Annotated in this window: 20 protein-coding genes; 10 read left to right on the plus strand and 10 right to left on the minus strand. The window is 72.0% G+C overall.

Features of this window, described 5'->3' with window-relative positions:
- Nucleotides 1–109: 109 nt before the first annotated feature.
- A complete protein-coding gene (locus ABZZ74_RS10530; protein WP_208784323.1) occupies nucleotides 110–1,759 on the plus strand; it encodes a DNA repair helicase XPB in 1,650 nt (549 codons plus the stop codon).
- Between the two features lie 237 nt (nucleotides 1,760–1,996).
- Here ABZZ74_RS10530 and ABZZ74_RS10535 read toward each other — a convergent pair whose 3' ends face one another.
- The gene (locus ABZZ74_RS10535) at nucleotides 1,997–2,179 is read right to left on the minus strand and encodes a hypothetical protein (RefSeq protein ID WP_356763199.1); all 183 of its coding nucleotides are present in this window, start codon (nucleotides 2,177–2,179) and stop codon (nucleotides 1,997–1,999) included.
- A gap of 375 nt (nucleotides 2,180–2,554) precedes the next feature.
- Between ABZZ74_RS10535 and ABZZ74_RS10540 the strand changes: the two genes are divergently transcribed.
- The gene (locus ABZZ74_RS10540; RefSeq protein WP_356763303.1) at nucleotides 2,555–4,522 is read left to right on the plus strand and encodes a UvrD-helicase domain-containing protein; all 1,968 of its coding nucleotides are present in this window, start codon (nucleotides 2,555–2,557) and stop codon (nucleotides 4,520–4,522) included.
- Nucleotides 4,523–4,538: 16 nt separating this feature from the next.
- Here ABZZ74_RS10540 and ABZZ74_RS10545 read toward each other — a convergent pair whose 3' ends face one another.
- The 3 genes from ABZZ74_RS10545 to ABZZ74_RS10555 all read right to left on the minus strand — a co-directional run bounded on the left by ABZZ74_RS10545 (nucleotide 4,539) and on the right by ABZZ74_RS10555 (nucleotide 6,486).
- A complete protein-coding gene (locus ABZZ74_RS10545) occupies nucleotides 4,539–4,970 on the minus strand; it encodes a VOC family protein (protein ID WP_356763201.1) in 432 nt (143 codons plus the stop codon).
- A 34-nt stretch (nucleotides 4,971–5,004) separates the two neighbouring features.
- Complete coding sequence (locus ABZZ74_RS10550; protein WP_356763203.1) at nucleotides 5,005–5,721, minus strand: copper homeostasis protein CutC; 717 nt, start codon at nucleotides 5,719–5,721, stop codon at nucleotides 5,005–5,007.
- Nucleotides 5,722–5,820: 99 nt separating this feature from the next.
- Entirely contained in the window at nucleotides 5,821–6,486 is a 666-nt protein-coding gene (locus tag ABZZ74_RS10555) for a maleylpyruvate isomerase family mycothiol-dependent enzyme (protein WP_356763205.1), read from the minus strand.
- Between the two features lie 47 nt (nucleotides 6,487–6,533).
- Between ABZZ74_RS10555 and ABZZ74_RS10560 the strand changes: the two genes are divergently transcribed.
- Together ABZZ74_RS10560 and ABZZ74_RS10565 are read left to right on the plus strand one after the other, a co-directional pair.
- Entirely contained in the window at nucleotides 6,534–7,196 is a 663-nt protein-coding gene (locus ABZZ74_RS10560) for a hypothetical protein (RefSeq protein WP_356763207.1), read from the plus strand.
- Nucleotides 7,197–7,205: 9 nt separating this feature from the next.
- Nucleotides 7,206–8,276 (plus strand): GNAT family N-acetyltransferase, encoded by a 1,071-nt coding sequence (locus ABZZ74_RS10565; protein WP_356763209.1) that lies wholly within the window; start codon nucleotides 7,206–7,208, stop codon nucleotides 8,274–8,276.
- Here the strand turns inward: ABZZ74_RS10565 and ABZZ74_RS10570 are convergent.
- On the minus strand, nucleotides 8,258–8,536 hold the full coding sequence (locus tag ABZZ74_RS10570; protein ID WP_356763211.1) for a DUF4031 domain-containing protein: 279 nt from the start codon (nucleotides 8,534–8,536) through the stop codon (nucleotides 8,258–8,260). The two genes, ABZZ74_RS10565 and ABZZ74_RS10570, sit on opposite strands and share 19 nt — an antisense overlap.
- Complete coding sequence (locus ABZZ74_RS10575) at nucleotides 8,533–8,931, minus strand: hypothetical protein (RefSeq protein WP_356763213.1); 399 nt, start codon at nucleotides 8,929–8,931, stop codon at nucleotides 8,533–8,535. The genes ABZZ74_RS10570 and ABZZ74_RS10575 overlap by 4 nt, the downstream gene beginning before the upstream one ends.
- Nucleotides 8,932–8,986: 55 nt before the next feature.
- Between ABZZ74_RS10575 and ABZZ74_RS10580 the strand changes: the two genes are divergently transcribed.
- From ABZZ74_RS10580 to ABZZ74_RS10605, 6 genes are read left to right on the plus strand one after another with little or no spacing between them, the layout of a single operon-like run.
- On the plus strand, nucleotides 8,987–9,910 hold the full coding sequence (locus ABZZ74_RS10580) for a MurR/RpiR family transcriptional regulator (protein ID WP_133045657.1): 924 nt from the start codon (nucleotides 8,987–8,989) through the stop codon (nucleotides 9,908–9,910).
- A 51-nt stretch (nucleotides 9,911–9,961) separates the two neighbouring features.
- Nucleotides 9,962–10,897, plus strand: coding sequence for an N-acetylmuramic acid 6-phosphate etherase (gene murQ, locus ABZZ74_RS10585; RefSeq protein WP_356763215.1), 936 nt, complete (start codon nucleotides 9,962–9,964; stop codon nucleotides 10,895–10,897).
- 16 nt (nucleotides 10,898–10,913) lie between these two features.
- The gene (locus ABZZ74_RS10590) at nucleotides 10,914–12,296 is read left to right on the plus strand and encodes a PTS transporter subunit EIIC (protein WP_356763217.1); all 1,383 of its coding nucleotides are present in this window, start codon (nucleotides 10,914–10,916) and stop codon (nucleotides 12,294–12,296) included.
- Nucleotides 12,297–12,339: 43 nt separating this feature from the next.
- Entirely contained in the window at nucleotides 12,340–12,615 is a 276-nt protein-coding gene (locus tag ABZZ74_RS10595) for a type II toxin-antitoxin system Phd/YefM family antitoxin (RefSeq protein ID WP_356763219.1), read from the plus strand.
- Between the two features lie 11 nt (nucleotides 12,616–12,626).
- The gene (locus ABZZ74_RS10600) at nucleotides 12,627–12,737 is read left to right on the plus strand and encodes a type II toxin-antitoxin system RelE/ParE family toxin (protein WP_356763305.1); all 111 of its coding nucleotides are present in this window, start codon (nucleotides 12,627–12,629) and stop codon (nucleotides 12,735–12,737) included.
- Nucleotides 12,738–12,769: 32 nt separating this feature from the next.
- Nucleotides 12,770–13,339, plus strand: a complete 570-nt coding sequence (locus ABZZ74_RS10605; RefSeq protein WP_356763221.1) for a hypothetical protein — start codon at nucleotides 12,770–12,772, stop codon at nucleotides 13,337–13,339.
- On the opposite strand, the gene ABZZ74_RS10610 is transcribed toward ABZZ74_RS10605, so the two are convergent.
- The 4 genes from ABZZ74_RS10610 to groL form a co-directional block, all read right to left on the minus strand.
- Nucleotides 13,336–14,865 (minus strand): carboxylesterase family protein, encoded by a 1,530-nt coding sequence (locus tag ABZZ74_RS10610; protein ID WP_356763223.1) that lies wholly within the window; start codon nucleotides 14,863–14,865, stop codon nucleotides 13,336–13,338. The two genes, ABZZ74_RS10605 and ABZZ74_RS10610, sit on opposite strands and share 4 nt — an antisense overlap.
- 89 nt (nucleotides 14,866–14,954) lie before the next feature.
- Nucleotides 14,955–15,548 (minus strand): GNAT family N-acetyltransferase, encoded by a 594-nt coding sequence (locus ABZZ74_RS10615; protein ID WP_356763225.1) that lies wholly within the window; start codon nucleotides 15,546–15,548, stop codon nucleotides 14,955–14,957.
- A 122-nt stretch (nucleotides 15,549–15,670) separates the two neighbouring features.
- Complete coding sequence (locus ABZZ74_RS10620) at nucleotides 15,671–16,789, minus strand: NADH:flavin oxidoreductase (RefSeq protein WP_356763227.1); 1,119 nt, start codon at nucleotides 16,787–16,789, stop codon at nucleotides 15,671–15,673.
- Nucleotides 16,790–16,976: 187 nt separating this feature from the next.
- Nucleotides 16,977–18,599, minus strand: coding sequence for a chaperonin GroEL (groL, locus tag ABZZ74_RS10625; protein ID WP_356763229.1), 1,623 nt, complete (start codon nucleotides 18,597–18,599; stop codon nucleotides 16,977–16,979).
- Between the last annotated feature and the right edge of the window lie 64 nt (nucleotides 18,600–18,663).

An 18,663-nucleotide genomic window follows, 5' to 3' on the forward strand; every position in this document is an offset into this window, starting at 1 on the left:
GCACCACAACCCACGCACGCCCCGCTTACGCTCAGGACCCGGCTCCTGGGCGGATGGGGCACACTGGACGTTTGGCCGGTGAGGTCGGCCGCAGGGAAAGGGTGCCCGCGTGAATGGTCCGCTGATCGTCCAGTCCGACAAGACACTGCTGCTCGAGGTCGACCACGAGCAGGCCGACGAGTGCCGTCGGGCCATCGCCGCGTTCGCGGAGCTGGAGCGGGCGCCGGAGCACATCCACACCTACCGGGTGACCCCGCTGGGCCTGTGGAACGCGCGCGCGGCCGGGCACGACGCCGAGCAGGTGGTCGACGCGCTGGTGCAGTACAGCCGGTATCCGGTGCCGCACGCCCTGCTCGTGGATGTCGCCGAGACGATGGACCGCTACGGCAGGCTCACGCTCAGCAAGCATCCCGCGCACGGGCTGGTGCTGACGACCACCGACCGGCCGGTGCTGGAGGAGGTGCTGCGGTCCAAGCGGATCGCGCCGCTGGTCGGCGCCCGCATCGACCCGGACACCGTCGCCGTGCACCCCTCCGAGCGCGGGCAGATCAAGCAGACGCTGCTGAAGCTGGGCTGGCCGGCCGAGGACCTCGCCGGGTACGTGGACGGAGAGGCGCACCCGATCGGGCTCGCCGAGGACGGCTGGGCCCTCAGGCCGTACCAGAAGCAGGCCGTGGAGAACTTCTGGCACGGCGGGAGCGGCGTCGTCGTGCTGCCGTGCGGGGCCGGCAAGACGCTGGTCGGCGCGGGCGCGATGGCGCAGGCGCAGTCGACCACGCTCATCCTCGTCACCAACACCGTCTCGGCCCGGCAGTGGAAGCACGAGCTGGTGAAGCGGACCTCGCTGACCGAGGACGAGATCGGTGAGTACAGCGGGACGCGCAAGGAGATCCGGCCGGTCACCATCGCCACGTACCAGGTGCTGACGACGAAGCGGAAGGGGATCTATCCCCATCTGGAGCTCTTCGACTCCCGGGACTGGGGTCTGATCGTCTACGACGAGGTGCATCTGCTGCCGGCGCCGGTGTTCAAGTTCACCGCGGATCTGCAGGCGCGGCGGCGGCTGGGGCTGACGGCGACCCTGGTGCGCGAGGACGGCCGGGAGTCGGACGTGTTCTCGCTGATCGGCCCGAAGCGGTTCGACGCTCCGTGGAAGGAGATCGAGGCGCAGGGGTACATCGCTCCGGCCGACTGCGTGGAGGTACGGGTCAATCTCACCGACTCCGAGCGGCTGGCGTACGCCACGGCCGAGCAGGAGGAGAAGTACCGCTTCTGTGCGACGACCGCGACCAAGCGGAAGGTGACGGAGGCGCTGGTGCGCCGGTTCGCCGGTCAGCAGATCCTCGTCATCGGCCAGTACATCGACCAGCTCGACGAGCTGGGCGAGCACCTGAACGCGCCCGTGATCAAGGGCGAGACCTCCAACGCGCAGCGCGAGAGGCTCTTCGACGCGTTCCGGGAGGGGGAGATCAGCGTGCTGGTGGTGTCGAAGGTGGCGAACTTCTCGATCGACCTGCCGGAGGCGACCGTCGCCATCCAGGTGTCGGGCACCTTCGGGTCCCGGCAGGAGGAGGCGCAGCGGCTCGGCCGGGTCCTGCGCCCCAAGGCCGACGGACATCAGGCGCACTTCTACTCGGTCGTCGCCCGCGACACCATCGACCAGGACTTCGCCGCCCACCGCCAACGCTTCCTGGCGGAACAGGGCTACGCGTACCGAATCGTGGACGCGGACGAAATCCTGCAGCCCGAGGAGGGCTAGGACCGGTCCGGCGGATCAGGCCGGCTGCGAGGTGCGGCACCTCGTGACCCACCCGAGCGGGATCTGGCGCGTGCAGCTGAAAAGCGGGGGAGGGAGTCGACCCGATGGGGGTCCCCCGCGTGAGGATTGTTCGAGCGTGGGGGAGTCGGCGGCCGCCGACAACGCGGCAGATGGGCGTGCCGGACCCCTCGACGCCGACATGATCCTCCGGACAGGCCCCAGGGCCTGGGCCCGGGGTCACTTGCGGCGTACGCCCGCTTCCTCGCCGTACTCGCCGAGGATGACGACGTCGAAGGCGGCGCCCGCGAAGACGCGGATCGCGCGCAGGGCGCTGCCCAGGCGGTGGGCGGGGTGGGCTCCGGAGAGCGGGGTCGCACCGGACGGGCGACCGGGGGCTGGGTTGATGGTCGCTGCACTCATGTCTCCATGGTGGCTCTTCGGGCATAAAGGGGGCATCGGCCCAAGGTCCCCATTCGCTGTGCTACCTGGGTACGCCTTGTGGGTGAGGCATCCATCGGGGGATGGAGGGGTGATCCCCTAGGGGGCCGAGGGGTACGGGCGCTCCGGGCGCCGGAAATTCATTGGCAGCGGCGCGCACCGCTCACCTAGAATCTCCGCTCTTGCCCGCCTCCCTCGACGGAGCGCCGCCGCCCGGACGGAAACCGGTCGGCACCTCGCAGCAGCAGTCACCCGGCCCGCGGCACCTTCGGAGGCACCCCCTTGTCCACGTCCGTCGACGACCCCCTCTCCCGCGAACGCGCCCACCTCGCCGACTCCCGCGCCGCACTGCGCGCCATGCGCGAGGACGTCGAGTCGCTGGACATCCGCGACGTCACCGCGAACTGGGTCAACGCCGAGGTCCTGGCCCGCCAGATCGACGAGCGGATCAAGGCGCTGGCCGACCTCAGCGACACCCCGCTGTTCTTCGGCCGCCTCGACTACCTGCACTCCCCCGGCGCCGAGCAGGCCGAGGGGGCGGACGGGGAACGCTTCTACATCGGGCGCCGGCACGTGCACGACCACGACGGCGACCCCATGGTCATCGACTGGCGGGCGCCGGTCTCGCAGCCGTTCTACCGGGCGTCCAAGAAGGACCCGATGGACATCGCGCTGCGCCGCCGCTTCGGCTACACGCGCGGCGACATCACGGCGTACGAGGACGAGCACCTCTCCGACCCCGACGAGGCGGCCCGCACCAGCAAGCTGCTCCAGCAGGAGATCGAGCGTCCGCGCGTGGGCCCGATGCGGGACATCGTCGCCACCATCCAGCCCGAGCAGGACGAGATCGTCCGCAGCGGGCTCGGCGGGACGGTCTGCGTCCAGGGAGGCCCCGGGACCGGGAAGACGGCGGTCGGTCTGCACCGGGTCGCCTATCTCCTCTACGCCCACCGGGAGCGGCTCGCCCGCACCGGCACGCTCGTCATCGGGCCGAACCGCTCCTTCCTGCACTACATCGAGCAAGTGCTGCCCGCCCTGGGTGAGTTGACCGTCCAGCAGGCGACCGTGGACGACCTGGTGGCGCACGTCGAGATCAAGGGTCGCGACGACGCGGCGGCCGCGGTCGTCAAGGGCGACGCAAGGATGGCGGAGGTGCTGCGGCGGGCCGTCTACGCGCACGTGACCATGCCCACCGAACCGGTCGTCGTCGTGCGCGGCTCACGCCGCTGGCGCGTCCCGGCGTACGAACTCGAGGACATCGTGCGGGAGTTGCTGGAGCGCGGCATCCGTTACGGCGCCGCCCGCGAGGCCCTGCCGCAGCGCATCGCGCACGCCGTGCTGGTGCAGATGGAGCGGTCGGGCGAGGCGCCGGACGACCGGGTGCAGGACGCGGTGGCGCGCAACACGGCGGTGAAGGCGGCCGTGAAGGAGATCTGGCCGCCGGTCGACCCGGCGAAGCTGGTCCTGCGCCTGCTCGCGGACGCGGACTTCCTCGCCGTACACGCGCAGGGGATCCTCACCGAGGAGGAGCAGAAGACGATCCTGTGGGAGAAGCCCGCGCGGTCGGTGAAGTCCGCCAAGTGGTCGGCGGCGGACGCCGTGCTGATCGACGAGGCCACGGACGTGGTCCAGCGCACGCACTCCCTCGGGCACGTGGTCCTGGACGAGGCGCAGGACCTCTCCCCGATGCAGTACCGGGCCGTCGGCCGCCGCTGCACCACCGGCTCGGCGACCGTCCTCGGCGACCTCGCGCAGGGCACGACCCCGTGGGCGACGCGGAGTTGGGACGAGGCCCTCGCCCACCTCGGCAAGTCCGACGGCGTGATCGAGGAGCTGACCGCCGGTTTCCGCGTCCCGACGGACGTCATCACCTACGCCTCCCGCCTCCTCCCGCACATCGCCCCCGGCCTCACCCCGGTCGCCTCGGTCCGCGAGAACCCGGGTTTCTTCGCGCTGCGGGAGGTCACCGGCGCGGCCGAAGTCATCGCCGCCTGCGAGGAGTTGCTCGCCAACGAGGGCTCCACGGGCCTGATCGCCGCGGACGCCCGAGTACCGGCGCTGGCCGAGGCGCTGACGGCCGCGGGCATCGGCCATCTGGCCCCCGGCGAGGAGACCACGACCGAGACCCGTCTCACCCTGGTCCCGGCCTCCCTCGCGAAGGGCCTGGAGTACGACTACGTGGTCCTCGACGAGCCGCGGGCGGTGGTGGACGGCGAGCCGGACGAGCGCACGGGACTGCGCCGCCTGTACGTGGCCCTGACCCGGGCGGTCTCCGGGCTGATCGTCACCCACGCGGCCCCCCTGCCGGCCCAGCTGGCCGGCTGAGCCAGCCGGGGTCGGGTCAGGGAGCGGCGGCGGCGACGCAGAACTCGTTGCCCTCGGGGTCGGCCATCACGACGTGGTGACCGTCGACCTCCGTGAGCACTTCGCCGCCCGCCTCGACCAGACGCCAGGCCTCCGCCCTGATCCGCGCCCACCGTTCCTCGGCACCGCCGTGTCCCGGCACCCTGATGTCGATATGGAGCCGGTTCTTCGCCGTCTTGGGCTCGGGCACCTTCAGAAGGGACAGACGGGGGCCGACGCCGTCCGGATCGCACAGCCACGCGGCGTCGTCCTCGTCGTCCTCGGGCAGGTCGAACTGGGCGAGCCACTCCTCGCGGGTCGCGAAGGGCGGGGGCGGCGGCTCGTCGACATAGCCCAGGGCGGTCTTCCAGAACGCGGCGAGGAGCTGGGCGTCCGCGCAGTCAAGCGTCAGATCGATTCTGGCTGCCATGACAGGACCGTACTGCGCGCCTCTGACACAGCGGCTACGGGCGAGCGAGCGCCGCGTCCCTGGGCAGGTCCACCGAGCTGCGCCACTCCCGCACCGCCCGCGCCGACACCGGCGCCTCCCAGCCGCCCGGGCGCGCCGCCCCGCCGATGTGGAAGGCGTCGACGCCGGCGGCCAGCAACCGCGGCAGATGGTCCAGGCGCAGACCTCCGCCGACCATGACCCGCTGCTCGTACCCGGGCTCGCCCTGCCGGGCCGCCTCGGCCAGAAGGGTGGGCAGGCCGTCGTCCACCCCGGTGGGCGAGCCGGCCGTCAGATAGGTGTCCAGTCCCGGCAGCCCGTCCAGCTGCTTGCGCAGGGCGTCCCGGTCGGCGGCGCGGTCGATCGCCCGGTGGAAGGTCCACGGGCAGCCGTCCAGCTCGCCCACGACCCGCTCGACCGCGCCCAGGTCGACACCCCCGTCCGCGTCCAGGAACCCGAGGACGAACTCCTCGGCGCCCGCTTCCCGCATCTCGCGTGCGACCCGGGCCACCCGGCCGGCGTCCCCCGCCGCGAACCCGTCCGTCAGACGGAGCATCACCCGCAGCGAGATGTCGACGGCGGCGCGGATCGCGGTGACGGTGGCGGCCGACGGGGTGAGGCCGTCGGCCGCCATGTCGGTGACCAGTTCGAGGCGGTCCGCGCCTCCGGCCTGGGCGGCGACCGCGTCCTCGACGTCGAGGGCGATCACCTCCAGGACTGCACGCTTGCTCATGGGACCCCATTCGTCGGTTGGGCGGGTGGTACGACCCTCACACAGGTCTAGTCCAATTCAAAGACTACGCCCCTGCCCCCGCCCGCACGACGACGCCCCTCAGCCGAAAATGTTCAGCTCGCTCGCCTCCACCCCGGCCAGCTCGAAGTCCAGCCCCTCGACCGGACGCCCCGCGTACAGCCGTACGAGGGTGGCGGCGTCCCCGATGAACCGCGCCGGCGTCCGCTCGCCGCTGGCCTCGCCCAGCCGCAGCGGCTCGTCCATGTCGTCGAGGTCGGCGTGCAGCGGGACGTGGGCCTTCTCCCGGGTGATGCGGGCGAGGAGGGCGAGGGCGTCCGGAAGTCCGGGACCCGCGTACGCGCCGGGCTCGCCGAAGACGTCCCGTACGTCCCCCGCGTGCACCCACTCCCCGAGCGCCACCATGTCCAGCACCCCGCCGGCCTTGGCGATCACCGGGCCCGCCTCGGTCATCCCGCGCTCCAGCTCGTCGACGACCTGCTGGTTCGTCCATTCGGCGCGCTCGGCGATGTCCCGGTCGTTCGACTCGGGCGAGAAGACGCCCTTCTCGAAGCGGGTCTCCACCACCCGGCTCAGCGCCGAGGAACAGTGCGCGAGCACGTCCCGCACGCTCCAGCCGGGACACGCGGGCGTGGGCAGGGCGAAGTCCGCGTCGGGACGGGAGCGGAGCAGCGGTATCAGGGCGTCCCGTTCGAGGATCAGCAGGCGTCCGGGCAGTTCGGGGTCGCGTACCTCAGCAGAAGTCATGACCACCACGCTAGGGGTGCGGGCGCCGGTCACGGGAGAATGACCGCATGGCCGATCTCGACGCCCTGCGCAGCCGCTGGACCCGCGCCCTGGAAGGAGCCCGCGGTGCGTCCGCGGGCCCCGACCCCGCGCCGTACGCCGACAACCTGCTGGCCCGCTGGCAGGAGCCGCAGCGGCGGTATCACACGCTCGCGCACCTCACCGCGGTCCTGGACCACATCGACGTCCTGGAGAAGTACGCCGACGACCCGGACGTGGTGCGGCTCGCGGCCTGGTTCCACGACGCCGTCTATCTTCCCGACCGCTCCGAGAACGAGGAACGCTCCGCCCGGCTGGCCGAGCGCGCGCTGCCGGAGGCCGGGGCGCCGGAGGAGAAGACGGCCGAGGTCGCCCGCCTGGTCCGGCTCACCGTCACCCACGATCCCGCCGACGACGACCGCGACGGGCAGGTGCTGTGCGACGCCGATCTCGCGGTCCTCGCCTCGCCCCCGTCCGCGTACGCCGTCTACACGACCGCCGTCCGCGAGGAGTACCACTTCGTGCCGAACGACGCCTTCCGCGAGGGACGTTCGCAGATCCTGCGCCAACTCCTCGACCTGCCACGCCTGTTCCGCACGCCGTACGGGCAGGCGGAGTGGGAGGCGACGGCCCGCTACAACCTTGCCGCCGAGCTGGAAATGCTGTCGCTCGGCGAGAGCGGCGAGTCGTAGCCTGCGGGCATGCGAAACGTGGGCGGGGAGTACGTGACCGAGGCCGTCGCCGGCTGTGTGGAGACGCTGCGGCCCGCCGTGGCGCGCGACTGGGCGCGGCTGCGGGCCGCCGGGCTCGAGTGGAGCGTGCACGAGACGGCGTTCCACATCGCGGAGGACCTCGTCGCCTACGCCGCCAACCTCGCCGGACTCGCCCAGGACGACTACGTCCCCTTCGAGATCAGGCTCGACGACGGCACGGACAACTCCGGCCTGCTGCACGTCATCGAGGCGACCGGTGCCCTGCTCTCCGCCGCCGTGCGCACCGCGCCCCGAGAGGCCCGCGCCTTCCACCCGTACCCCTTCCGCAGCGCCAACCGCGAGGGGTTCGCGGCGATGGGCATCGCGGAGGTGCTGCTGCACACGCACGACGTGGCGGGTGCCCTGGGGCTCACCTACGAACCCCCGCAGCACCTGCCGGAGTTCGTCCTCACCCGGATCTTCCCGCACGTCCAGCCCGGCCCCACCCCCTGGGAGACCCTGCTGTGGGCCACCGGCCGCGGTGAGCTCCCCGGCCGTGCGCGGCTCACCGAGTGGCGCTGGAACAACAACCTCGTCCACACCACCGAGCGCCTCACCCTCCAGGGCATCACGCCTGCCGCGGCCCGGGATCTGGTCATGGGCGGCGACGGCGGTTTCCTGTGGCTGGAGGGCGGCCCCTTCGAGGGTACCCGGGAGGCCGCGAGCTTCCTGCTCAAGGCGTACGAAGGGGGCGTACACCGCCCGGAGTTCGGCGTCTTCGCCCTCGTCCGCAAGGAGGACGGCCAGGCGATCGGCGGGATGGGCTTCCACGGCGTGCCCGACGAGGACGGACGCGTGGAGATCGGCTACGACCTGGTCGAGGGCGCCCGCGGCAGCGGCTACGCGACCGAGGCGCTGGAGGCGCTCAGGGCCTGGGCGTTCGCCCGCGAGGACGTCACCTCCCTGTTCGCCACCGTCGACCGCGACAACCACCCGTCCCAGGCGGTCGTCACCCGCGCCGGCTTCCGCAGGGTCAGCGAGGACGAGGACGGCCTCCTCGCCTACGAACTCCCGCGCTGAACCCGCCCCTTGCGCCGCCGCAGCCCGGCGCCGTACAGCAGCCGCACCACCTCGCGGCTGCTGACCTCCACCGCTCCGGCCGCCACCACCTCCGCGTACCGGTGGGAGGGGATGTCGTAGTGGTCGCGTTCGAAGGCGCGGCGGGGGACGCCCAACGCGTCCGCGAACAGCCGGAGTTCCTCGTAGGAGACGTCGCTGATGAGGTGGGACCACATCCGGCCGTGGCCCGGCCAGTTCGGCGGGTCGATGTAGAGCGTCACGACGGGCGCGTCCCGCCGGGCGCCGAGCCCAGAGCGCCCACCGCCGCGACCTTCACGCCCGCCTTGTGGCAGACCCAGTGCGGATCGGGTCCCAACTCCGGCTCCACCTCCAGTGCGTGCGGGTCGCCGGAGCCGCAGACCGGGCACAGCGGCCAGCGGCCGTGCGTCTCCAGCAGGGCGTCCTGGACGTCCTGCGCGACCAGCCCGGCGACATAGGGCGCGCCCTCCGGCCACTGCTCCACCCACCAGCGCCGCTGGACGACGGACTCCTCGACCATCGAGACCACGTCCGGCGCGGCCACCTCGCCCGCGGCGAGGTCGCTGAGCACGAGGGCGCGTGCCGCGTGCAACGCCTGCTCCAGGGGGCTGACAGGGGTGTCGGAGGGATCATCCATGCATCCATTGTGCGCACTCTTGACCGCGACCCCGGGCCGAAAATATCTTTCATGAGTGACCCAGGACGTGAAGGAAATTTTCGCCGCCCGGGGCGCGGGGACATCCGCCCCGCCCGCCCCCGCCGCGCTCGCCGCCAAGGTGCGCACCCTCGCCCCCTCCATGACCCGCTCCATGCAGCGCGTCGCCGAGGCGGTCGCGAGCGACCCGGCGGGCTGCGCGGCCCTCACGGTCACCGGACTCGCCGAACTCACCGGCACGAGCGAGGCGACGGTCGTACGCACCGCCCGGCTGCTCGGCTATCCCGGGTACCGGGATCTGCGCCTCGCCCTCGCGGGGCTCGCCGCCCAGCAGCAGTCGGGGCGGGCGCCCGCCATCACCACCGACATAGCGGTCGACGACCCGATCGCGGACGTGGTCGCGAAACTCGCCTACGACGAGCAGCAGACCCTCGCCGACACGGCTGCCGGGCTGGACACCGTGCAGTTGGGGGCGGCGGTGGCGGCCGCGACGGCGGCCCGGCGGATCGACGTGTACGGAGTGGGGGCCTCGGGGCTCGTCGCGCAGGACCTCGTGCAGAAGCTGCTGCGGATCGGGCTGATAGCCCACGCGCACAGCGATCCGCACCTCGCGGTGACCAACGCCGTGCAGCTGCGCGGAGGTGACGTGGCCATCGCGATCACGCACTCCGGCTCCACGGGGGACGTCATCGAGCCACTGCGCGTGGCCTTCGAGCACGGGGCCACGACGGTGGCGATCACCGGGCGCCCCGACGGGCCGGTCGCCCAGTACGCCGACCACGTCCTGACCACGTCCACCGCCCGGGAGAGCGAGCTGCGGCCGGCGGCGATGTCCTCCCGGACCAGTCAACTGCTGGTCGTGGACTGTCTTTTCGTGGGGGTGGCGCAGCGGACCTACGAGACGGCGGCGCCCGCGCTGGCCTCCTCCTACGAGGCACTCGCCCACCGGCACCGGCGGTAGACCCTCCCGGCTTCAGCTCAGGAACTCGCACTTCACGAAAGAGCCGCCCCCATGACCTCCACCTCCAACCCACGTGATCTCCGCGCCGAGTTGGAATCGCTGACCACCGAGGCCTTCCGTCCGGATCTCGCAGACATCGACCGGCTGCCCACCCTCGACATCGCCCGGCTGATGAACCAGGAGGACACGAGCGTCCCCGCGGCCGTGGCCGAGCGGTTGCCCGAGATCGCCGCCGCCATCGACGCGATCGCCGAGCGGATGGGCCGGGGCGGGCGGCTGGTCTACGCCGGGGCCGGGACCGCCGGGCGGCTCGGCGTGCTGGACGCCTCCGAGTGCCCGCCGACCTTCAACACCCGGCCCGAGCAGGTCGTGGGGCTCGTCGCCGGCGGACCGGCCGCGATGGTCACGTCCGTGGAGGGCGCGGAGGACTCCGCCGAACTCGCCCGCGCCGACCTGGTCGCCCTCGCCCTCACCCCGGCCGACACCGTCGTCGGCGTCTCCGCCTCCGGACGCACGCCCTACGCGATCGCCGCCGTGCAGCACGCGCGTGCGCTGGGCGCGCTCACCGTGGGCCTGGCCTGCAACGCCGACAGCGCGCTCGCGGCGGCCGCAGAGCACGGCATCGAGGTCGTCGTCGGCCCGGAGCTGCTGACCGGCTCCACCCGTCTGAAGGCCGGCACGGCGCAGAAGCTGGTGCTGAACATGCTGTCGACGATCACGATGATCCGGCTCGGCAAGACGTACGGGAACCTGATGGTCGACGTCCGCGCCTCCAACGCCAAGCTGCGGGCCCGTTCCCGCCGTATCGTCGCCCTCGCCACCGGCGCCGCGGACGACGAGATCGAGCGGGCCCTCGCGGCCACCGACGGCGAGGTGAAGAACGCGATCCTCACCGTGCTGGCCGGTGTCGACGGCCCGACGGCTGCCCGCCTTCTGGAGGAGTCCGGCGGACATCTGCGTGCCGCGCTGGCGGCGGCACCCCGCTGACCAGCACGCTCGGGGTGTGCCGACCTCACAGGACCACCTCGCCGCCGCCCTCCTCCCCCTCGTCGGCGGCCCCGCGAACGTCACCTCCGTCGCCCACTGCATGACCCGGCTGCGCCTCGGTCTGGCCGACCGGTCACGGGTCGACGAGGAGGCGCTGCGGGCCGTACCGGGGGTGCTCGGGCTCGTGGACGACGAGACGTACCAGATCGTGCTGGGGCCGGGGGTGGTGGGACCGGTGGCGGCGGAGTTCGAGGAGCTGACGGCCGCCACCCAACTCGCCCGCCGGGGAGCGGAGTTGAGGGAGGCGCGGCGGCAGCGCAACGCGACGCCCGTCAAGTCCCTCCTCCGCCGCGTCGCGAACGTCTTCGTCCCGCTCATCCCCGCCCTGGTCGGCTGCGGAGTCCTCGCCGGTCTCAACGGGCTGCTCGTGAACCTCGGTTGGCTGACCGGCCTGACCCCCGCCCTGACCGCCGTCGCCTCCGGCTTCATGGCGCTGATCGCGGTGTTCGTCGGATACGGCACGGCGAAGGAGTTCGGCGGGACGCCGGTGCTCGGCGGGGCGGTGGCCGCGGTCGTCGTGCATCCCGGCGTGGTGAAGGTGACCGCCTTCGGGGTCGCCCTCTCCCCCGGCCAGGGCGGGGTGCTCGGCGCCCTGGCCGCCGCGCTGCTGGCGACGTACGTCGAGAAGTGGTGCCGTACCTGGGTGCCGCCGACCCTGGACGTCCTGGTCACGCCCACGCTCACCGTGCTGGTCTCCGGCCTGGCGACGCTCTACGGCCTGATGTACGCGGCCGGCGCCGTCTCCTCGGCCGTCGGCACCGCGGCCAACTGGCTCCTGGCGACGACCGGCCCGGCGGCGGGTCTGGTCCTCGGCGGTCTCTTCCTCCCGCTGGTCATGCTGGGCCTCCACCAGGCCCTGATCCCCATCCACACCACCCTCATCGAACAACAGGGCTACACGGTCCTGCTCCCCCTGCTGGCGATGGCGGGCGCGGGACAGGTGGGGGCCGCCATCGCGGTGTACGTCCGTCTGCGCCACGACCCCTCCATCCGCACCACCATCAGGTCCGCGCTGCCGGCCGGGCTGCTGGGCGTCGGCGAGCCCCTCATCTACGGCGTCTCGCTCCCCCTGGGCCGCCCCTTCCTGACCGCCTGCGCGGGCGGGGCGGCGGGCGGGGCGTTCGTCGGCTTCTTCGCGCTGCTCGGCGACCGGGTCGGGACGACGGCGATCGGACCGTCGGGCTGGGCCCTGTTCCCCCTGCTGTCGGGGAACAGGAACCCGGCCCTGACGGCGGCGATCTACGCGGGAGGCCTGCTGACCGGCTACACCGTCGGCTTCCTGACGACGTACGCCTTCGGACTCACCGCGGGTGTCCGCAAGCCCGAGCAATCCGGCTGACGAGCCGAGGTCGCACACACCTGCAGGTGTGTACAGTTTTTCCGTGGACACGTACCCGCTCGTAGAGGCCCGCAACCAGCTCGGTCAGCTGGTGGGCCGGGTCCGACACGGCCAGGAACGCATCCTGATCACCGAGTACGGCAAGCCCGCCGCCGCACTCGTCCCGATAAGCGAGCTGGAGGAGTTGCAGCGGCTACGCGACGAGGCCGACATCACCGAGGCCAGAGCCCGCGAGGCCGCTCCGTCAGGCCCGTCCATGTCCCACGATGCGTTCATGGCCCAACGGGAGGCCGAAGACCGCCGAGAGGCGGCTTCGTGACCCACGCAGTGGTGGGTTCCTCCGGTTACTACCGGCTGCACGTGGGGAGTTGGCGTGTGCTGTACCGGCCGGATGGCGACACCATCACTGTCCACGTGTTGAAAGTCGGGCGCGCCTCCTGACCGGTGCCGCCGTGAAAACCGGAGTCTCATCCATGAACCACGCCCAGCTCACCGCCCTAGGCCGTGCTCTTCGTGTTCTCGGCGAGCATGGGGAGGCACTCGGTGCCGACACGCCCGATGCCAAGCTGCACGAGGTCAAGGCCGATCTCCGGCGGGCTCTGGATCTGCTCGACGAGAGCGTGACCGGTGCCGCGCCCGCCACCCGGTGCCCCGAGCACCCCACCGGCCCCGTCGACGAGAGCGCGCCCGACCTCTGCCTGCTCTGCGAGACCCGGCGCCGGGCGGCCCGCCGCGCCGAGTTCAACGGTGGCCCCCTGCCCCAGACGCCGACCGAGACCGTCCCCTCCCGCTACGGCGTCAGCGCCGACCGCCCCCAGCCCCAGCAGCGCTGGCTGCCGGAGGCGTGGAACGGGCAGGCGTGGCAGCTGTGCGGCACCCCGAGGCGGGACCGGCGCGAGGCCGAGTTGTATCTCGCCGCCCAGCGTCGTGGGCCGCGCCCCGCCATGGCGTACCGGCTCGTGCACGAGTTCACCGACTACGAGGTGCTGCGGGTGTGGGGCACCCCGGTGCACGTCGACATCGAGCCGCTGGGGAACCTCTAGGGGCGCAGCAGGGGGAGCGCTCCGAACTCGTACCCTTCCCAAAGCCGTCGTGACGTCTCCTCGGGGTAGGCCCGCACCTCCGGCTTGACGTCGAGGACCTGGACCTGACGGCCCTCGTCCTCGTACGCGGGCCAGCCCGGGTCGCCGGTCCGCGCGAACGCCGTCCACGCCTGCCGGAACCGCGCCGACAGCTCCTCCGCCTCGGCCGGAACCCCGCTCCCCGCGAACAGCAGTGCCCCCAGGTCCGCCTCGAACGTGCCGAACAGCAGCGGGATGTCCAGCCCGTGGCAGGCCCCGAGCACACCCCCGGCACCCGGCGCCGGCCAGGTCAGCTCGTACATGTGCGCCCGTCCCCCGCCCACGACCTGCGCCTGGGCCAGCCGCAGGCTCGGCATCCCGAACAGCCAGTCCGTGTGTACCCGTTCGAACAGCTCGACGGGCGTCGCGTCCGGGAAGGCGGCACGGTACGACCGCTCGCCCTCCGCCCCTCCCGGCGCGAAGGTCCGCAGCGCCCAACTCGCCTGTTCCTCACCGATCTTGTCGAGCATCCCGCCCATGACGAGGAACAGCCGGTACTCGTCCCGGTTGTGCCCCACGAGCAGCTCCACGTCCCGTGCCGCGCCGTCCGCCAACGCCCGCCACGGAGTCGTGGGCAACACCTCGCCGTCCACCACCGGCGAGAAGGGGGTCGACGTCGGCGCCACCTGCCCCCAACGGGCCTCGTACGCCCGCATCCTGGCCCCCAACGCCTCACCGGGAGCGGTCAGTTGCCGGGGATCGAGGGTCGACAGATCGGCGACGGTCGGCCGCAGACCCGCCTCCGCCGCGATCTCCGAGGCGATGTCCCGGGCCAGTTCGGCGGAGAAGTACGTCCCCGGCACGCTCTGCGCGACCGCCCGCCGGAACAGCCCCCGCGCCCTCGGCATCGCCAGCAGCGCCGCCACGGACCCGGCCCCCGCCGACTCCCCGAAGACGGTGACCTGCCCGGGGTCACCGCCGAACGCCGTGATGTTGTCCCGCACCCACTCCAGCGCGGCGACCTGGTCGAGCAGCCCCCGGTTGGCGGGCGCCCCCTCGATCTGCGCGAACCCCTCGACACCGACCCGGTAGTTGAGGGTGACGACGACCAGGTCGCCGTCGTGCGCGATGCGCCGGGCGTCGTAGCCGGGGCTGCCGGAGTGGCCGAGCTTGTAGGCGCCGCCGTAGATCCACACCATGACCGGGCGGCGGGCGGCGGGGTCCGCCTCCGGCGTCCAGACGTTCACGGTCAGCCAGTCGTCGCCCTCGGGCACGTCGAGCACGGCCGTACGCCCCTGGAACCCGGACTCCTGCGGGGGCGGCGGACCGAAGGCGTACGCCTCACGCGTCCCCTCCCACGCCCGCACCGGCCGCGGCGCACCGAACCGGCCCTCCCCCACCGGCGGTTCGGCGAACGGGATTCCCCGGAAGACCGTCAGCCCGCCCTCCTCCCGTCCGCGCACGGCACCGGCCACGGTGCTCACGACCAGACCCTCGGCTGTCGTCATCGTCGGCTCCTCACACAGGGGACGGGCAACACGGCTCGGCTACCCACTCAAACCCAAAGAGCTTGCTTGAATCAACCAACCGCGCACCATCAGGCCGCCCCCGGCCTCCACATCGTCGTCACCACCTGACCGCCGGGAAGGGTGATCCGGTCCCGGGCGGTGAAGCCGACGCTCTCGTACCGCTTGAGATTGGCGGGATTGGTCGACTCCAGGTAGGCGGGCGCGCCCAACTCGTCGATGCGGGCGAGGCTTTCGGACAGCAGGCCCATCCCGAGGCCCTTGCCCCGGTGATCGGTGTGCGTGCCGAGGATGGTGAGGTGGAAGAACGGCTCGGCCGGGTGCGCCTCCTCGAACAGCTCCCCGACCTCCATGATCCCCCGGGCGGTGACGGGGTCGGTGGCCTCGGCCAACCGCCCCTCCAGACCGTCCACTTCGTCCTGCGTCAGCTCGACGCCGCCGGGCGGGATCCAGAGGGCGGCGGCCTCGACGTCCGGGGTCACCAGGGTCCAGGGGTAGCGGAGGGCGGAGGTGGCGTAGATCCGCCACATCACGGCCGCCTGCTCCGCCCGCCGCCCCTCGTCGGGGAAGGCCGGCCCCCACACGGGGTCATGGAGGAAGGCGGAGGTGAAGGTGGCGACGATGCCGTCGACGTCGAAGGGCGTTGCGGAGCGGGCGAGGGTCATGCGGTCATCCTGTACCCGTCCGGGGGCGCGGTCCCAGGTCCGCTGTCTCAGGTCCCAGGTTCCAAGTCCCGGTCCATGGCTAAGCTCCCAGGGACGCGCGCCCCACGTGATCGCCCCCGGCGTCAGCTCAGCGAGCGCAGCGCCGTCGCGTCGTAGGGGCGGAGCTCCTCGAGGCGGCCGGCCAGCACCTTCGCCGCCCACTCGGGGTCCTGAAGCAGCGCCCGGCCGACGGCGACCAGGTCGTACTCCTCCCGCTCCAGGCTGTCCAGCAGGTCGTCGATGCCGCGGACCGGCGAGCCCTCGCCCGCGAAGCCGCGGATGAAGTCCCCGTCGAGACCGACCGAGCCCACCGTGATCGTCGGCTTGCCGGTCAGCTTCTTCGTCCACCCGGCCAGGTTGAGGTCGGCGCCCTCGAACTCGGGCAACCAGTAACGGCGCGTGGACGCGTGGAACGCGTCGACCCCGGCCGCGGCCAGCGGCGCGAGCACCGCCTCCAGCTCCTCCGGCGTCTCGGCGAGCCGAGCGTCGTAGTTGTCCGACTTCCACTGCGAGTACCGGAAGATGATCGGGAACTCCGGCGACACCGTCTCCCGTACGGCCGCCACGATCTCCGCCGCGAACTTCGTACGGGCGAGGTGGTCACCGCCGTACGCGTCGGCGCGCCGGTTCGTGCCGGCCCACAGGAACTGGTCGATCAGGTAGCCGTGCGCGCCGTGCAGCTCCACGCCGTCGAACCCGATCCGCTCCGCCGCGGCCGCGCCCTCGGCGAACGCGCCGATGACGTCGTCGATGTCGCGCTGGGTCATCGTGGCGCCCTTGCCCTCGGTGCCGTCGAGGCGGATGCCGGACGGACCGACGGCGGGCGCGTCGGCGTACGGCGCCTGACCCTGCTCGCGCACCATGCCGATGTGCCACAGCTGCGGCACGATCGTGCCGCCCGCCGTGTGCACCGCCTCGGCGACCTTCTGCCAGCCCGCGAGCTGCTCGTCACCGTGGAAGCGCGGGACGCGGCCGCTGTTCCCCGCCGACTCGTGGCCGACGTAGGTGCCCTCGGTGACGATCAGGCCGACTCCGGCGGCGGCCCGGCGGGAGTAGTACGACGCGACGTCCTCGCCGGGGACTCCGCCCGGGGAGAACTGGCGGGTCATCGGCGCCATCACGATGCGGTTGGGGACGGTCAGGCCGTTGATCGCGGTGGGCCGGGACAGGATCTCGGCGGCGCGGGAGGTGGTGGCGGTCACGCGGGGAAACTCCTCGGTATGTGCATACGCATAGACACTGCTTTCAGCGTCAACCGCCCCACGCGTCACGGCATTTCCGGCTGCCCTGTGACCCCGGACACGCCGAAGGGCGGCACCCCCTGCCGGAGCAGGAAGTGCCGCCCTCCGTAAGGACGTCGATCAACCGGGGCCGAGGCCCCGAGGTCGATCAGAAGTCCATGTCACCGCCCGGCATGCCGCCACCGGCGGGCGCGGCGGCCTTCTCCGGCTTGTCGGCGATGACGGCCTCGGTGGTGAGGAAGAGCGCGGCGATGGAGGCGGCGTTCTGCAGGGCAGAGCGGGTCACCTTCGCCGGGTCGATGATGCCTTCCTTGACCAGGTCGACGTACTCACCGGTCGCGGCGTTGAGGCCGTGACCCGGGGTGAGGTTGCGGACCTTCTCCACCACGACGCCGCCCTCGAGGCCGGCGTTGACGGCGATCTGCTTCAGCGGGGCCTCGAGCGCGATGCGCACGGCGTTGGCGCCGGTCGCCTCGTCACCCACGAGCTCCAGCTTCTCGAAGACCGAGGAGGCCTGGATGAGGGCCACGCCACCACCGGCGACGATGCCCTCCTCGACGGCGGCCTTCGCGTTGCGGACGGCGTCCTCGATGCGGTGCTTGCGCTCCTTGAGCTCCACCTCGGTGGCGGCACCGGCCTTGATGACCGCGACACCGCCGGCGAGCTTCGCCAGGCGCTCCTGCAGCTTCTCGCGGTCGTAGTCCGAGTCGCTGTTCTCGATCTCGGCGCGGATCTGGTTCACGCGGCCCGCGACCTGGTCGCTGTCGCCGGCACCGTCGACGATGGTGGTCTCGTCCTTGGTGATGACCACCTTGCGGGCCTTGCCCAGCAGGTCGAGGGTGGCGTTCTCCAGCTTGAGGCCGACCTCCTCGGAGATGACCTCGCCGCCCGTGAGGATGGCGATGTCGCCGAGCATGGCCTTGCGGCGGTCGCCGAAGCCCGGGGCCTTGACGGCGACGGACTTGAAGGTGCCGCGGATCTTGTTGACGACCAGGGTCGACAGGGCCTCGCCCTCGACGTCCTCAGCGATGATCAGCAGCGGCTTGCCCGACTGCATGACCTTCTCGAGGAGCGGGAGCAGGTCCTTGACGGAGCCGATCTTGGAGTTGGCGATCAGGATGTACGGGTCGTCGAGCGACGCCTCCATCCGCTCCATGTCGGTGGCGAAGTACGCCGAGATGTAGCCCTTGTCGAAGCGCATACCCTCGGTGAGCTCCAGCTCCAGACCGAAGGTCTGGGACTCCTCGACGGTGATGACGCCTTCCTTGCCGACCTTGTCCATCGCCTCGGCGATGAGCTCGCCGATCTGGGTGTCGGCGGCGGAGATGGAGGCCGTGGAGGCGATCTGCTCCTTGGTCTCGACATCCTTCGCCTGCTCGAGCAGGGCACCGGAGACGGCCTCGACGGCCTTCTCGATACCGCGCTTGAGGGCCATCGGGTTGGCGCCGGCGGCTACGTTGCGCAGACCCTCCTTGACCAGGGCCTGGGCGAGCACGGTCGCGGTGGTCGTACCGTCACCGGCGACGTCGTCCGTCTTCTTGGCGACTTCCTTGACCAGCTCGGCGCCGATCTTCTCGTACGGGTCCTCGAGCTCGATCTCCTTGGCGATGGAGACACCATCGTTGGTGATCGTGGGGGCGCCCCACTTCTTCTCGAGGACGACGTTGCGGCCCTTGGGGCCGAGCGTCACCTTCACGGCGTCCGCGAGCTGGTTCATGCCGCGCTCGAGGCCGCGCCGCGCCTCCTCGTCGAACGCGATGATCTTGGCCATGTGAAGTGGTCCCTCCAGGACTGGGGGTGATTCCTTCGGACCGCGCCCGCGCCCGCGACGGACG

It is taken from the genome of Streptomyces sp. NPDC006476 (genome assembly GCF_040612015.1).
In the GTDB taxonomy this organism is placed as follows: domain Bacteria; phylum Actinomycetota; class Actinomycetes; order Streptomycetales; family Streptomycetaceae; genus Streptomyces; species Streptomyces griseorubiginosus_B.

Coding starts and splice junctions, on each gene's coding strand:
- ABZZ74_RS10555 (WP_356763205.1), bottom strand. CDS start 6,486: ATGACTTCTGCTGAGGTACGCGACCCCGAACTGCCCGGACGCCTGCTG.
- ABZZ74_RS10535 (WP_356763199.1), bottom strand. CDS start 2,179: ATGAGTGCAGCGACCATCAACCCAGCCCCCGGTCGCCCGTCCGGTGCG.
- groL (WP_356763229.1), bottom strand. CDS start 18,599: ATGGCCAAGATCATCGCGTTCGACGAGGAGGCGCGGCGCGGCCTCGAG.
- ABZZ74_RS10560 (WP_356763207.1), top strand. CDS start 6,534: ATGGCCGATCTCGACGCCCTGCGCAGCCGCTGGACCCGCGCCCTGGAA.
- ABZZ74_RS10575 (WP_356763213.1), bottom strand. CDS start 8,931: ATGGATGATCCCTCCGACACCCCTGTCAGCCCCCTGGAGCAGGCGTTG.
- ABZZ74_RS10610 (WP_356763223.1), bottom strand. CDS start 14,865: ATGACGACAGCCGAGGGTCTGGTCGTGAGCACCGTGGCCGGTGCCGTG.
- ABZZ74_RS10540 (WP_356763303.1), top strand. CDS start 2,555: ATGCGCGAGGACGTCGAGTCGCTGGACATCCGCGACGTCACCGCGAAC.
- ABZZ74_RS10615 (WP_356763225.1), bottom strand. CDS start 15,548: ATGACCCTCGCCCGCTCCGCAACGCCCTTCGACGTCGACGGCATCGTC.
- murQ (WP_356763215.1), top strand. CDS start 9,962: ATGACCTCCACCTCCAACCCACGTGATCTCCGCGCCGAGTTGGAATCG.
- ABZZ74_RS10550 (WP_356763203.1), bottom strand. CDS start 5,721: ATGAGCAAGCGTGCAGTCCTGGAGGTGATCGCCCTCGACGTCGAGGAC.
- ABZZ74_RS10565 (WP_356763209.1), top strand. CDS start 7,206: ATGCGAAACGTGGGCGGGGAGTACGTGACCGAGGCCGTCGCCGGCTGT.
- ABZZ74_RS10605 (WP_356763221.1), top strand. CDS start 12,770: ATGAACCACGCCCAGCTCACCGCCCTAGGCCGTGCTCTTCGTGTTCTC.
- ABZZ74_RS10545 (WP_356763201.1), bottom strand. CDS start 4,970: ATGGCAGCCAGAATCGATCTGACGCTTGACTGCGCGGACGCCCAGCTC.